This is a genomic window from Bradyrhizobium sp., from assembly GCF_016462955.1.
GTDB lineage: Bacteria > Pseudomonadota > Alphaproteobacteria > Rhizobiales > Xanthobacteraceae > Bradyrhizobium.
On record NZ_JAEMSD010000133.1, the window covers coordinates 2,210 to 14,790 of the forward strand.

Genomic DNA, 12,581 nt, shown 5'->3' on the forward strand with positions numbered 1-12,581 from the left:
GCCTGGGATCTGGCCGAACGAGATCAGCTTCCTGATTCGCGATACCGGCATCGGCATCGCGTCCGACGCCCAGCAGCGCATCTTCCGCGAGTTCGAGCAGGCCGACGCGCGCATCGCCCGCACCTATGGCGGCACCGGGCTCGGCCTTGCCATCAGCGATCGGATCGTCAAGCGCATGGGCGGCCGGATCACGCTCCAGAGCGAGCCGGGTAAGGGCTCGACCTTCGAGGTCGCGGTGCCGCTTCCGCCCTCGCAAGCGAGCGCCGGACAGACGGCTTTTCCGGGCGTCGACCTCACCGGCAAGTCGATGCTTCTGGTCGCCGACGGCATCGAGGCCTCGCTCATCGCCCGGCGGCTGGAGCGCTGGGGCGGCCAGATTTGCGTGGTTGCCGACGCTGCCGTCGCCGAAGCACTGCTGCCGGAGCGCTCGTGGCACGCCGTGTTGATCGATCGTGCGGTCGGCCCCGCCATCGCCGATCGTCTCGGTGAGGCGGCCCGCGCGCATGCCTTGCAGCGCCTCGTGCTGCTGACGTCGAGCTCGCGCCACGAGAAGCTCTCGCCGGCGTTCACCGGCTTTCTGGTGAAGCCGCTGCGCGCCGCCTCGCTCGCCGCGCGCCTTGCGCTGACGCCGGAGGTTGCCTCGCCCGAACTCGCGCCGGAGCCGCCGGCCGAGTCCGCCGACCCGGCATCGGCGAAGGGCCTCTCGATCCTCGTCGCCGAGGACAACGAGATCAACGCCCTGCTGATGCGCTCGCTGCTGACGAAGCTCGGCCACCGCGTCGTCATCGCAGTCCATGGCGAGGCCGCGCTGGAATCCTGGCTCGCCGCTACATCCGCCGGCACGCCCTACGATCTCGTGCTGATGGACATCCAGATGCCGCAGCTCGACGGCATCGAGGCGACGAAACGCATTCGCGCGCATGAAGCAGCCTTGGGCGGTCACACACCCATCCTGGCGCTCACCGCCAACACGCTGATGGAGGATCGCTATGCCTGCTTCGAAGCGGGCATGAACGGATTTCTGATCAAGCCGCTCGACCGCGAGAAGCTCGAGGAGGCGCTAGCGGGGCTGGCCGCGTCCAAGCCGCTGGCGGTCCCGAATATGACGGGAACCTGATCTCGACCGACAATCCCTAATTGAAATCGAGCGCGCGGCGCGTCACCATCCTCGAGGGGGCATTTTGCAACAGAGGATTTTTCCGCATGAACCTGCTTTGCCGCTTCGCACTCATCGTTCTTCTCGCTGGCATCTCCCGACCGGCCGCCGCCGATGCACCCGAGTTGATCTCGTCCCTCAAGCAGGGCGGCTATGTCCTGATCTTCCGGCACACCGCGACCGACGACAGCCAGAAGGACGTCTACCCGTTCAAGTTCGACGACATGAGCGCCCAGCGTCAGCTCAGCGAAAAGGGCAGGGACATGGCGCGCCAGATCGGAGCAGCCATCAAGGACCTCGCGATTCCTGTCGGCGATATCTACACCAGCCGGCTGAATCGCGCGGTCGAGGCGGGCAAGCTGATCTCCGGCCGCGAGGTCAAGCCGGTCGATGCGTTGACCGACAGCAGCAACGCCAGCGCATCCGGAATGGCAAACCCAACCGGCGCCAATGCCAAGGCCGGGCAGGCCGTGCGCCAGCTCGTCGATACACCGCCGGCGACCGGCACCAACACGCTCCTGGTCACCCACAAGACCAACATCGCCGATGCCTTCGGCAAGGAAGCCGGCGACGTGCAGGAGGGCGAAGCCTTCGTCTACAAGGCCAGCGGATCCGGCCCGGCCACCTTCGCAGGCCGCATCAAGCTTGCGGATTGGAACGCAAAGGCAGGCAGGTGAGTCCAACCCGTGTCGCGAGCGTGAGGTAAGCCGCAAGTGGCGTTTTCGGGCGCCGGCTTGGCGTGGCGGGGTGAGGCGATTGGCCGCCACGGCTTTCCGCTCGGTCACGATGTTGTGCTACGGACCTACGCTGACAAGCGACTGAAAGGCTGGGGAACACGTGAGAACATCAGAGGACCGTTCATTCCTCATCGTGCTGGTCGTGATCTCGATTGCGTTCGGGTGGGTGCTCTGGCCGTTCTCCGGCGCAGTGTTGTGGGCCACGCTACTGGCCATCATCTTCGCCCCATTCTATCGACGCGTCCTGGACACTTTCCCGGGAAGGCAGAACCTCGCCGCCTTCGTCACCGTCCTCGTGGTGATCGTCATGGTCCTGATCCCCGTGGCGATCGTCATCGCTTCGCTCATCGACCAGGGAGGGGAGCTTTATCAACGCATTCAGAGCGGAGAGATCAGTTTTGCTCATCCCCTGCAGCAGCTGAAATCCGCGCTGCCCGCGTGGGCTGGCTCGCTCGCGGATCGCCTGGCCGGCATCGATTTGTCGTCGCTGAGGGAACGCCTGTCGAGCCTGGTGGTCCCGGCCGGCCAGCAGCTGGCCGGGCATGCGCTCAACATCGGCCAGGTGACGCTGGAATTCGCCGCAAGCTTGCTCGTAATGCTGTACCTGCTGTTCTTCCTGCTGCGTGATGGCGACGAGCTCACCGCGCGCATTCGCGACGCACTCCCCCTGCGGCCGAGCCACACCGCCGAGATTCTCGACGCGTTCACGCTCGCCGTTCGCGGGACGATTAAGGGCATCGTTCTCGTCGCCTTGATCCAGGGCGCGCTCGGCGGGCTCATCTTCTGGCTGCTCGGCTTGACCGCTCCGCTGCTGGCGGGCGCGCTCATGGCGCTGGTCTCGCTGCTGCCCGTGCTCGGCTCGGCCCTGGTCTGGGTTCCGGTCGCGCTCTATCTGCTCGTGTCAGGTGCAGTGACGAAGGGCCTCATTCTGCTCGCTTTCGGCACTTTCGTGATCGGCCTTGCGGACAATTTCCTCCGCCCGATTCTGGTCGGCCAGTCGATCCAGATGCCGAGCTATGTCGTGCTGCTTGCCACCTTGGGCGGCCTTGCGAGTTTCGGAGCGAACGGTTTCGTCATCGGCCCGCTCGTTGCCGCGATGTTTCTGACGGTGTGGCACATCTTCATCAGCTCGAAGGCGCGACAGGAGGCCCGCAAGTAGGCTTCATCGAGTAAGCTTCATTCCTTGACCGGCCGATCCAGGATCTCACGCACGCGAAGCGCCAGTTTCGCCTGTGAGACCGGCTTCTCGAGAATATCCACGCCTTCGTCCAGGCGGCCCTGGTGAACGACGGCGTTCCTGGAATATCCAGTCATGTAGAGAACCTTCAGCCCCGGCCGTATCTGCTGCGCCCGCCTGCCGAGCTCACGACCGTTGATCCCGGGCATCACGACATCGGTCAGGAGCAGATCCACTTTCGGTTCTTCCTGGAGGAGGATGGTCAAGGCGCCCTGGGCGCTCGGTGAAGCCAGGATGCGATAGTTCAGCTCGCGCAGGACCTCGCATACATAGGTCCGGAGATCGGAATCGTCCTCGACCACGAGGATGGTTTCGATCTTCTCGCCTTCGGGCAGCACGTCCTCAGGTTCGTTGACGGACGCCTGCGGCGTGCCGAGGTAGCGCGGGAAATACATCTTGATGCTCGTGCCGTGGCCGACCTCGCTGTAGATCTTCACATGGCCGCCGGATTGCTTGACGAAGCCATAGACCTGGCTGAGACCGAGCCCGGTCCCGTGGCCCGGCTCCTTGGTCGTGAAGAAGGGCTCGAAGGCGTGATCGAGCACCTCGCTCGACATTCCGCTTCCGGTGTCGGTCACACAAACCGCAACGTACTGGCCGGGCGACAGCTCGGGATTGACGCGGCTGTAATCATCGTCAGCCGAGACATTCACGGCCTCCACCGTGAGCTTGCCGCCATCGGGCATGGCGTCGCGCGCATTGATCGCGAGATTGATGATGGCGGATTCCAGATGGTTGGCATCCGCTTCGATCTGCCAGAGTCCCGCGCTGCCGACGGTCTCGACCTCGATGCGCTCGCCGAGCGTACGCTGCAGGAAGTCCTGCACATTGCTGAGGAAGTTGTTGACGTTGATCGGCTTGGGATCGAGCGCCTGCCGGCGCGAGAAGGCGAGAAGGCGGCTGGTGAGCGCCGCCGCGCGCTGGGCGCCTCGCTTGGCATGGCTCAGAGCGCGCTGGAGGTTGGCTGTTCCGGCGAGCTGACGGGCATTGCGCTCCGCGGTCTCGATATTGCCAAGCACGATCATGAGCAGGTTGTTGAAGTCGTGCGCGATGCCGCCACTGAGCTGGCCGACGGCCTCCAGCTTCTGGGACGCCACCAGCTGCTCCTGGACCTGCTTCAGCTCGTCCTGGGCGCGCTTGCGCTCGGTGAGATCGCGCGTGACCTTGGCAAATCCGATGATCTCGCCGGCCTCGCCGACGATTCGATCGATGATGACGGACGCCCAGAAGCGCGTTCCGTCCTTGCGCAAGCGCCAGCCTTCCGCCTCGAAGCGGCCGTGCTCGCGAGCCTCCGCCAGCGCCCGCTTGGGAACTCCGCTTGCGATGTCTTCCGACGTGTAAAATTGGCTGAAGTGCCGGCCGATGATGTCCTGCGGTGCATAGCCCTTGATGCGCTGGGCCCCGGGGTTCCAGGAGGCGACGTTGCCCTCGGGATCGAGCTGGAAGATGGCATAATCGATCACGGCCTCGATCAGCCGGCGGTACCGCTGCTCGCTCTCGAGCAGCTCCAGGTGCGCCTGCTGCCGCTCGGTGATGTCCCGCGTCACCTTGGCAAAGCCGATCAGGCGGCCCTGCTCGTCCTTGATGGCGTCGAGGACGACGAGCGCCCAGAACCGGCTGCCGTCCTTGCGCACGCGCCAGCCCTCGGAATTGAAGCGCCCGGTCTCGCCCGCCGTCGCCAGCGCCTTCGCAGGCAGGTCCGCTGCGCGATCCTCGGGCGTGTAGAACACCGAGAACGACCTGCCGATGATGTCTCGCGCGGCATAGCCCTTGAGACGCTCGGCCCCCGCATTCCAGCTCCGCACGGTGCCGTCGGTATCAAGCATGAAGATCGCGTAGTCCACGATCGCGTTGACCAGGAGCTCGAAACGGCGACCGTCATCGAGCTGGTCAAGCGGCGTTTGACTCATGTGGATCCTCGGGCTGCAGCGAGGCGACGGGTTTGCTCAACGGACGGGCAGGATACCGGTTCCAGTCAATGCTGCGATTGCACCTCGCCTGTGGCACACACTCCGCTGCACTGGACAGCCATTCGCGCCGGCGCGAGACCTTCTGGTGCTGGGACAGCTATGCGGCGTGAGCGCTGAAACGGGGGGCCGAAAGTCGGCCCGGCGGGCCTTCGGCCCCCCGGAAGATCGTCTCGGTCTGAGCGACGCGCTTGCAATGCGGGCAGGCGAAAAGATGTGCGATGACCGGGACCGGCTCGTCTGCAAGCAGCTCCGAGCGATACCACTTCATCTCAATGTGGCAGTCCGTGCATATTGGCGCTTCGAGCTGTTCGGCAGCGCTTCTGAGACGATCAACCATGGCCCCTCGCGGTGTTCGAAGGCCATAACCCAATACCCTCAGTTAGTCTGCATCAAAAGATACTCAGCTCGCTATTTGCCGCTACCCACGCCATCACAGCCGCCTGAGCGCCACGCTCTCCACCGTATGGTCGGCGCCCTTTTTCAGGATCAGCGTCGCCCGCGGGCGGGTCGGCAGGATGTTGTCCTCGAGATTGGCGAGGTTGGTGCGCTCCCAGATCGCGATCGCAGTGGCGGTGGCTTCCTCGTCCGAGAGCAAGGCGTAGCGGTTGAAATAGGATTTCGGATCGGTGAAAGCGGTGTCGCGCAGCGCCAGGAAGCGCTTGATGTACCATCGCCGCAGCGCCACCTCGTCGGCGTCGATATAGACCGAGAAATCGAAGAAGTCGGAGACGACCGGCACCGCCTTGCCGTCGCGCGGCAGCTTGCCGGTTTGCAGCACGTTGACGCCCTCGACGATCAGTATGTCGGGCTGGTCGATCTCGGCCCATTGGTTCGGCACGATGTCGTAGGTCAGATGCGAATAGACCGGCGCGCGCACGTGGCGGCGGCCGGCCTTGATGTCGGAGAGGAAGCTGAGCAACAGGGGCAGGTCGTAGCTCTCCGGAAAACCCTTCTTCTGCATGATGCCGTGCCGCTCGAGCACCGCGTTGGGATAGAGAAATCCGTCGGTGGTGATCAGCTCGACCTTCGGGCGCGGCGACCAGCGCGCCAGCAGCGCCTGGAGCACGCGGGCGGTGGTGGACTTGCCGACCGCGACGGAGCCGGCAACGCCGATGATGTAGGGCACCTTGCGGTCGCGGATGTTGAGAAACTGGCGCTCGGCGTAATACAGGCGCTGCATCGCATCGACATAGATCGACAAAAGGCGCGACAGCGGAAGATAGATGTCCTCGACTTCCTGGAGATCGAGGCGGTCGTGCAGCGAGCGCAGCCGGTCGAACTCGCCCGGCTCCAGCGTCATCGGCGTATCGTCGCGCAGCCGCGCCCACTGCTCGCGCGTATAGACGCGGTAGGGATTATACTGCTGCTCCGGTGCGCGGATATCCATGACGCGACCTCTCCATTCCGGCTAGTTGCCGCCCTTGCGCGACGCCTTTTCTTCCAGCCCCGACATCGAGGTTCGCTGGCCCAGCGCGGCCTCGACCTCTTCCAGCTTTATGTCGCGCGCCTTCAGCAGCACAAGGAAATGATAGAGCAGATCGGCACTTTCGGCGATCAGATGCGCGCGATCGTTTTCGACTGCAGCGATTACGGTTTCGACTGCTTCCTCGCCGAACTTCTTGGCGCAATGCTCGGCCCCCTTGTCGAGGAGCTTGCGGGTATAGGAGGCTTCGCCGCCGGCCGCCGCGCGGGCGTCGATGGTCTCGGCCAGATCATGGATCGTGAAACGCGGCATCGGACTTACTCGGAGATACGCTCGGCAACAGATTTGGCCATGATGGCCATCCCGTCGGTCAATCTAACATCGTTGCGAGCCAGAGTCGTTAAGCATCCAGGCGCATCGGCAGCCCGCGCCGGGCCATGTGCTCCTTGGCTTCACGGATGGTGAATTCCCCGAAATGGAAGATCGAGGCTGCCAGCACCGCGGTGGCGTGCCCATCGCGGATGCCGTCCACGAGATGGTCGAGATTGCCGACGCCGCCCGAGGCGATCACCGGGACGGGAATGCTGTCGGCGATCGCCCGGGTCAGCGGAATGTCGAACCCCTGCCTGGTGCCGTCGCGGTCCATCGAGGTCAGCAGGATTTCACCGGCGCCGAGCGAGACCACTTCCTGGGCATATTCGATGGCGTCGATGCCGGTCGAGTTGCGGCCGCCATGGGTGAAGATCTCCCAGCGGTCGCCGCCGGGGCGCTTGACGCGTTTGGCGTCGATCGCGACCACCACGCATTGTTCGCCAAATTTTTCGGCAGCTTCCTTGACGAATTCGCGGCGCGCCACGGCGGCGCTGTTGATCGAGACCTTGTCGGCGCCGGCGCGCAGCAGCGTCTTGATGTCGTTGACCTCCCGCACGCCGCCGCCGACGGTCACCGGCATGAAGCAGGCTTCCGCCGTGCGCCGGACCACGTCCAGCATGATGCCGCGGTTTTCATGGGTCGCGGTGATGTCGAGGAAGGTGAGTTCGTCGGCGCCGGCCGCGTCATAGGCGATCGCGGCTTCGACGGGGTCGCCGGCATCCCTGAGATCGACGAAGTTGACGCCCTTGACGACGCGGCCGTCCTTGACGTCGAGGCAGGGGATCACGCGCACCTTGAACATGCATCAGCTCCTAGGCGCGCGCATTGCGGATCAGCTTGAGCGCGGCGGCGGGATCGAGCCGGCCGTCATAGAGCGCGCGGCCTGCGATCGCGCCGGCGAGCTTTTTCGCGCGCGGCGTCAGCATCGCCTTGACGTCCTCGATCGAGGCGAGGCCGCCGGAGGCGATCACGGGAATGGAGATGCTATCCGCCAGCGCGATGGTCGCATCGAGGTTCAGGCCCTTGAGCAGGCCGTCGCGCGCGATGTCGGTGAAGATGATGGCGGCAACGCCGGCATCCTCGAACCGCTTTGCGATCTCCAGCACCGTGACTTGCGAGGTCTCGGCCCAGCCTTCGACAGCGACCTTGCCGTCGCGGGCGTCGAGCCCGACCGCGACGCGGCCGGGGAACGTCTTTGCGGCGGCCTTCACCAGCTCCGGATCGCGCACCGCCGCGGTGCCGATGATGACGCGGGTGATGCCCTTGTCGAGCCAGGCTTCGACGGTCGCGAGATCGCGAATGCCGCCGCCGAGCTGCACCGGGATTCTGATCGTCTTCAGCATGGCCTCGACGGCGTGCGCATTCACCGGCTTGCCGGCGAAGGCGCCGTCGAGATCGACGACGTGGAGATACTCGAAGCCCTGCTCGACGAAGCTCTGCGCCTGCGCGGCCGGATCGAGGTTGAACACGGTCGCGCGCGCCATGTCGCCTTGCTCGAGGCGCACGCACTGGCCGTTCTTGAGGTCGATCGCGGGAAAGAGAATCACGGTTTCCATCGTAAAAAGTTCGAGATCAGGGCCAGGCCAAAGCGCTGGCTCTTCTCGGGGTGGAATTGCGTGCCGATGGCGGTGTCCTTGCCGACGATCGCGGTGACGGGACCGCCGTAATCGGCGCGCGCGAGCACGTCCGCCTCGTTGGCGGCGTTGAGGTGGTAGGAGTGCACGAAATAAGCGTGCTGGCCTTTGGGGCCGAGCGGCAGCTTGTTCAGCACCGGATGCTCCTGCAGCAGGTCCAGCGTATTCCAGCCCATGTGCGGGATCTTCAGGCTCTCGTCGCGCGGCGTGATCTTCTCGACGTCGCCGCCGATCCAGTTCAGCCCTTCGGTGATGACATGCTCCTTGCCGCGGCTCGCCATCAGCTGCATGCCGACGCAGATGCCGAAGAAGGGGCGCGCCTTGACCCGCACCGCTTCGGTGATCGCCTCGACCATGCCGTTGACGGCGTCGAGCCCGCGCCGGCAGTCGGCGAATGCGCCGACGCCGGGCAACACCAGGCGGTCAGCCTCGTAAGCCCGATCGGGATCGCTGGTGACGAAGACCTTTTGCGGAGCTTCCAGGCTGCGCGCGGCGCGTTCGAAGGCTTTCGCGGCCGAATGCAGATTGCCGGAACCGTAATCGATGATGGCGACGCTCATCTTGACCCTCCCGGTTCTGGAAACAACCCGATGATGCCGCCGGCCGGAATGGGCGGCGGGTTCGAAAACTGCTGACCCGGCGTGGTGCGGGTCGGCGGCGGGCCGCCGCGGTCGACCGCCCATTGGTCGTTGACGATGCCGTGCTGCTTCTGGCTCCAGCGCTCGAAGAAGCGGCTTTCGGCGGTGTCCTGATCGTCGGCAATCACGACGTCGAGCTGGCGCCACTTGCCGCGCGACAGCGTCCAGCGCCGCAGGGTCGATCCCTCCAGGCCCAACAAGAACGCGACGATCAGGTCCGCGAAAAAGATCGAACCGCGACCGACGCCGAGCGCGGACAGGCCGACGTTGAACGCAACGAGGAAGACGACCCACGCAAGCAGCGCCAGCCACAGCCGGTTCCACAGCAGCCAGAATGGGCCGAAGATCATCGCCCAGAAATGAAAACCGTCACGCACGAACACGAACCTGTCGGTCGCGCGCAAATCGGCTCCGCCATGAGAGGGAGCATGAACTGTGTAGACAGGCATGGTGATGCCCCGTTCTGAAGAATTCAGTGATGCCGTCGGCCGCGTTTCGTCGACCGACGGAGATGTCAGCCGCCGAGCGAGCCCTTGGTGGACGGGATCTCGCCCGCCGCCTTCGGATCGATCGCGACCGCCGTCCGCAGCGCCCGCGCCAGGCCCTTGAAGCAGGACTCGGCGATATGGTGGCTGTTATCGCCATATAGGGTCTCGACGTGGAGAGTCACGCCGGCGTTGATGGCGAAGGCCTGGAACCACTCGCGCACCAGCTCGGTGTCGAACTCGCCGATCTTGTCGCGGGGAAAGTCGGCCTTGAACACCAGGAACGGGCGTCCCGAAATGTCGATGACCACGCGTGTCAGCGTCTCGTCCATGGGCATGTGCACGCCGGCATAGCGGGTGATGCCCGCCATGTTGCCGAGCGCCTGCCTGACCGCCTGGCCGAGCGCGATGCCTGTGTCTTCGGTGGTATGGTGATGATCAATGTGCAGGTCGCCCACCGCCTTGACCGTGAGGTCGATGCGGGCATGGCGGGCGAGGAGATCGAGCATATGGTCGAAAAAGCCGATGCCGGTCGCGATATTGGCCACGCCGGTGCCATCGAGGTTCACGGAGACCTCGATGTCGGTTTCCTTGGTCTTGCGCTTGATCGTCGCGGTGCGCATTGAAGTGCGGTTTCCATTCTAGCTTGGGAGCCGAAAACGCCAGTCTCTTAACAGCCAAATGACACCTTCGCTACTGCGGGAACGGCCGGCCGGACCTCCACTTCTGCCTATGGTGAGCGAAATTCGGCCCGGAACGGGCCGTTGTACCCAGGTTGTCCCCTAGGCCCTGACCCCCTAAATCAGGCCGGACCACGAGGATCATTCATGCAAGCGACCCAGAACAGCTCACCGGGCTGGCACGGCACGACGATCTTGACCGTCCGCAAGGGGGGCAAGGTGGTGGTTGGCGGCGACGGCCAGGTCTCCATCGGCCAGACCGTGATCAAGTCCAACGCCAAGAAGGTCCGCAAGCTCGGCAAGGGCGACGTCATCGGCGGCTTTGCCGGTGCCACCGCCGACGCCTTCACGCTGTTCGAGCGGCTGGAGTCCAAGCTCGAACAGTATCCGGGGCAGCTGACCCGGGCCGCGGTGGAGCTCGCCAAGGACTGGCGCACCGACCGTTACCTGCGGCGGCTGGAGGCCATGATGATCGTGGCCGACAAGGACGTCTCCCTGGTGCTGACCGGCACCGGCGACGTGCTCGAGCCCGAGGCCGGCGTCATGGCGATCGGCTCCGGCGGCAATTATGCGCTGGCGGCGGCGCGGGCCCTGCTCGACACCGACAAGGATGCGGAGGCCATCGTCCGCCGCTCCCTCGACATCGCCGCCGACATCTGCGTCTACACCAACCGGAATCTGACGATCGAGAGCCTGGCGGCGGGGTAGGACGGATCTGTGACTCAACAACGTGGCTCCGGACTGGCAGTCACCTCTCCCGCTCGCGGGAGAGGTCGCGCCGAATGCGCGGGTGAGGGCTTTCCCCTCTGGGGGATTGTCCCGTTGAGGAGGCATCCTCTCCCGCAAGCGGGCGAGGGAGCGCAGCGCCGCCGCGGTCGATAGATGGCCCAAAGCTACACCTTCCGCCCGATGACCCCGGCCGACATGCCGCTGATCCGGCTCTGGCTGGCGGCGCCGCATGTCGCCGAATGGTGGCACGATCCGGAGACGCTCGAATTCGTCGGCGGCGACCTCGATCATCCTGACCTCGCGCAGTTCATCGTCAGCCACAACGATCGGCCCTTGGCTTATCTGCAGTGCTACCAAATCGGCGATTGGCACCTCAGCTTCGGTCCGCAGCCCGTGGGCACCCGCGGTCTCGATCAGTTCATCGGCGAGGCCGACATGCTCGGATGCGGGCACGGCTCCGCTTTCATCCGTGCCTTCATCGACCAGCTCTTCGCGCGCGGTGTGCCGCGCATCGTGATAGACCCAAGTCCTGCCAATCCACGCGCGATTCGTGCCTATGAGAAAGCTGGATTCGTGCCGCAGCACGAGATCGTCACGCCGGATGGTCCCGCACTCCTGATGATCCGAGAGCCATGACGCTCGCCGCAACTCCCGCCGCCAAATCCACCACCGCATTTTCGCCGCTCGGCTGGGCCGGGATCGCGCTGCTGCTGCTGGCCCTCCAGGCCGCGATTCTGTTCGGGATGGGACGCGTGCCGATCTGCACCTGCGGCACCATCAAGCTCTGGCACGGCGTCGTGAACAGCTCGGAAAATTCCCAGCATATCGCGGACTGGTACACCTTCTCGCACATCCTGCACGGCTTCCTGTTCTACGGCCTGACCTGGCTGCTGTTTGCGCGTCTGCCGTTCCTGCGTCTCTCTCTTCCAAGTTTATCTTGGCCGGCGCGGCTGATCGTCGCCATGCTGATCGAGGGCGCCTGGGAGATCGTCGAGAATTCGCCCTTCATCATCGAGCGCTACCGCGCCGGCACGATCTCGCTGGACTATTACGGCGACAGCATCGTCAATTCGGTCTCTGACAATCTGGCCATGATCCTGGGGTTCCTGGCCGCACGCGCCCTGCCCGTCGGCGCGACGGTCCTGCTTGGGCTTGCCTTCGAGATCGTGCTGGCGCTTCACATTCGCGACAATCTGACGCTCAATGTCCTGATGCTGATCCATCCGATCGAAGCCGTGAAGCAATGGCAATCCGGCCCGCCGATCATCTGACCCAAAATGCGGCTTGTCCTTGGCCGCCTCCCGCCCTAGCTAAGCAGACATGACAGACTTCTCGCCCCGCGAAATCGTTTCTGAACTCGACCGTTTCATCGTTGGCCAGGCCGACGCCAAGCGCGCCGTCTCGATCGCGCTGCGCAACCGCTGGCGCCGGCAGCAGCTCGAAGGCTCACTTCGCGAGGAGGTGCTGCCGAAGAACATCCTGATGATCGGCCCGACCGGCGTCGGCAAGACCGAGATCGC

At 64.7% G+C, this 12,581-nt stretch carries 14 protein-coding genes and 1 pseudogene; 7 read left to right on the forward strand and 8 right to left on the reverse strand.

The genetic code is table 11. From position 1 onward, the window contains the following. The 3 genes from JHD07_RS15890 to JHD07_RS15900 all read left to right on the forward strand — a co-directional run. Positions 1-1,117 (forward strand): response regulator (locus JHD07_RS15890; protein ID WP_291623805.1); only part of this gene is annotated, 1,117 nt, incomplete at its 5' end. 86 nt (positions 1,118-1,203) lie between these two features. Continuing rightward, positions 1,204-1,833: a histidine phosphatase family protein gene (locus tag JHD07_RS15895; protein ID WP_291623807.1), complete on the forward strand. Its 630-nt coding sequence runs from the start codon at positions 1,204-1,206 to the stop codon at positions 1,831-1,833. Positions 1,834-1,993: 160 nt separating this feature from the next. Further along, positions 1,994-3,052: an AI-2E family transporter gene (locus JHD07_RS15900; protein ID WP_291623809.1), complete on the forward strand. Its 1,059-nt coding sequence runs from the start codon at positions 1,994-1,996 to the stop codon at positions 3,050-3,052. A gap of 17 nt (positions 3,053-3,069) precedes the next feature. Here JHD07_RS15900 and JHD07_RS15905 read toward each other — a convergent pair whose 3' ends face one another. The 8 genes from JHD07_RS15905 to hisB form a co-directional block, all read right to left on the reverse strand. Next, positions 3,070-5,040 carry a PAS domain-containing sensor histidine kinase gene (locus JHD07_RS15905; protein WP_291623811.1) on the reverse strand — a complete coding sequence of 657 codons (1,971 nt, stop codon included), beginning with the start codon at positions 5,038-5,040 and terminating at the stop codon, positions 3,070-3,072. 490 nt (positions 5,041-5,530) lie between these two features. Next, positions 5,531-6,487, reverse strand: coding sequence for a type I pantothenate kinase (gene coaA, locus JHD07_RS15910; protein WP_291623813.1), 957 nt, complete (start codon positions 6,485-6,487; stop codon positions 5,531-5,533). Positions 6,488-6,508: 21 nt separating this feature from the next. Beyond that, positions 6,509-6,835 carry a phosphoribosyl-ATP diphosphatase gene (locus tag JHD07_RS15915; RefSeq protein WP_291623815.1) on the reverse strand — a complete coding sequence of 109 codons (327 nt, stop codon included), beginning with the start codon at positions 6,833-6,835 and terminating at the stop codon, positions 6,509-6,511. A gap of 88 nt (positions 6,836-6,923) precedes the next feature. Further along, a complete protein-coding gene (hisF, locus tag JHD07_RS15920) occupies positions 6,924-7,697 on the reverse strand; it encodes an imidazole glycerol phosphate synthase subunit HisF (protein ID WP_061023640.1) in 774 nt (257 codons plus the stop codon). A 10-nt stretch (positions 7,698-7,707) separates the two neighbouring features. After that, positions 7,708-8,451 carry a 1-(5-phosphoribosyl)-5-[(5-phosphoribosylamino)methylideneamino]imidazole-4-carboxamide isomerase gene (gene hisA, locus JHD07_RS15925; RefSeq protein WP_291623821.1) on the reverse strand — a complete coding sequence of 248 codons (744 nt, stop codon included), beginning with the start codon at positions 8,449-8,451 and terminating at the stop codon, positions 7,708-7,710. Continuing rightward, positions 8,439-9,089, reverse strand: coding sequence for an imidazole glycerol phosphate synthase subunit HisH (gene hisH, locus JHD07_RS15930; protein ID WP_291623822.1), 651 nt, complete (start codon positions 9,087-9,089; stop codon positions 8,439-8,441). The genes hisA and hisH overlap by 13 nt, the downstream gene beginning before the upstream one ends. Beyond that, on the reverse strand, positions 9,086-9,616 hold the full coding sequence (locus tag JHD07_RS15935; protein ID WP_291623823.1) for a DUF2628 domain-containing protein: 531 nt from the start codon (positions 9,614-9,616) through the stop codon (positions 9,086-9,088). The genes hisH and JHD07_RS15935 overlap by 4 nt, the downstream gene beginning before the upstream one ends. Positions 9,617-9,681: 65 nt before the next feature. Then, positions 9,682-10,275: an imidazoleglycerol-phosphate dehydratase HisB gene (gene hisB / locus JHD07_RS15940; RefSeq protein ID WP_291623824.1), complete on the reverse strand. Its 594-nt coding sequence runs from the start codon at positions 10,273-10,275 to the stop codon at positions 9,682-9,684. Between the two features lie 204 nt (positions 10,276-10,479). On the opposite strand from hisB, the gene hslV reads away from it, so the two are divergent. The 4 genes and pseudogenes from hslV to JHD07_RS15960 form a co-directional block, all read left to right on the forward strand. Further along, positions 10,480-11,040, forward strand: a complete 561-nt coding sequence (gene hslV / locus JHD07_RS15945; RefSeq protein ID WP_291623825.1) for an ATP-dependent protease subunit HslV — start codon at positions 10,480-10,482, stop codon at positions 11,038-11,040. Positions 11,041-11,214: 174 nt separating this feature from the next. Then, complete coding sequence (locus JHD07_RS15950; protein WP_291623826.1) at positions 11,215-11,697, forward strand: GNAT family N-acetyltransferase; 483 nt, start codon at positions 11,215-11,217, stop codon at positions 11,695-11,697. Then, entirely contained in the window at positions 11,694-12,332 is a 639-nt protein-coding gene (locus tag JHD07_RS15955) for a DUF2585 domain-containing protein (protein ID WP_291623827.1), read from the forward strand. Before JHD07_RS15950 ends, JHD07_RS15955 begins: the two co-directional genes overlap by 4 nt. A 49-nt stretch (positions 12,333-12,381) precedes the next feature. Then, positions 12,382-12,581: pseudogene (locus tag JHD07_RS15960) on the forward strand (HslU--HslV peptidase ATPase subunit); the annotation flags it as partial.

Bases quoted from the DNA above. Each gene is read 5' to 3' on its own strand.
- hisH (WP_291623822.1), bottom strand. From the start codon at position 9,089: ATGAGCGTCGCCATCATCGATTACGGTTCCGGCAATCTGCATTCGGCC.
- hisB (WP_291623824.1), bottom strand. From the start codon at position 10,275: ATGCGCACCGCGACGATCAAGCGCAAGACCAAGGAAACCGACATCGAG.
- coaA (WP_291623813.1), bottom strand. From the start codon at position 6,487: ATGGATATCCGCGCACCGGAGCAGCAGTATAATCCCTACCGCGTCTAT.
- JHD07_RS15950 (WP_291623826.1), top strand. From the start codon at position 11,215: ATGGCCCAAAGCTACACCTTCCGCCCGATGACCCCGGCCGACATGCCG.
- JHD07_RS15935 (WP_291623823.1), bottom strand. From the start codon at position 9,616: ATGCCTGTCTACACAGTTCATGCTCCCTCTCATGGCGGAGCCGATTTG.
- JHD07_RS15955 (WP_291623827.1), top strand. From the start codon at position 11,694: ATGACGCTCGCCGCAACTCCCGCCGCCAAATCCACCACCGCATTTTCG.
- JHD07_RS15905 (WP_291623811.1), bottom strand. From the start codon at position 5,040: ATGAGTCAAACGCCGCTTGACCAGCTCGATGACGGTCGCCGTTTCGAG.
- hslV (WP_291623825.1), top strand. From the start codon at position 10,480: ATGCAAGCGACCCAGAACAGCTCACCGGGCTGGCACGGCACGACGATC.
- hisA (WP_291623821.1), bottom strand. From the start codon at position 8,451: ATGGAAACCGTGATTCTCTTTCCCGCGATCGACCTCAAGAACGGCCAG.
- JHD07_RS15895 (WP_291623807.1), top strand. From the start codon at position 1,204: ATGAACCTGCTTTGCCGCTTCGCACTCATCGTTCTTCTCGCTGGCATC.
- hisF (WP_061023640.1), bottom strand. From the start codon at position 7,697: ATGTTCAAGGTGCGCGTGATCCCCTGCCTCGACGTCAAGGACGGCCGC.
- JHD07_RS15915 (WP_291623815.1), bottom strand. From the start codon at position 6,835: ATGCCGCGTTTCACGATCCATGATCTGGCCGAGACCATCGACGCCCGC.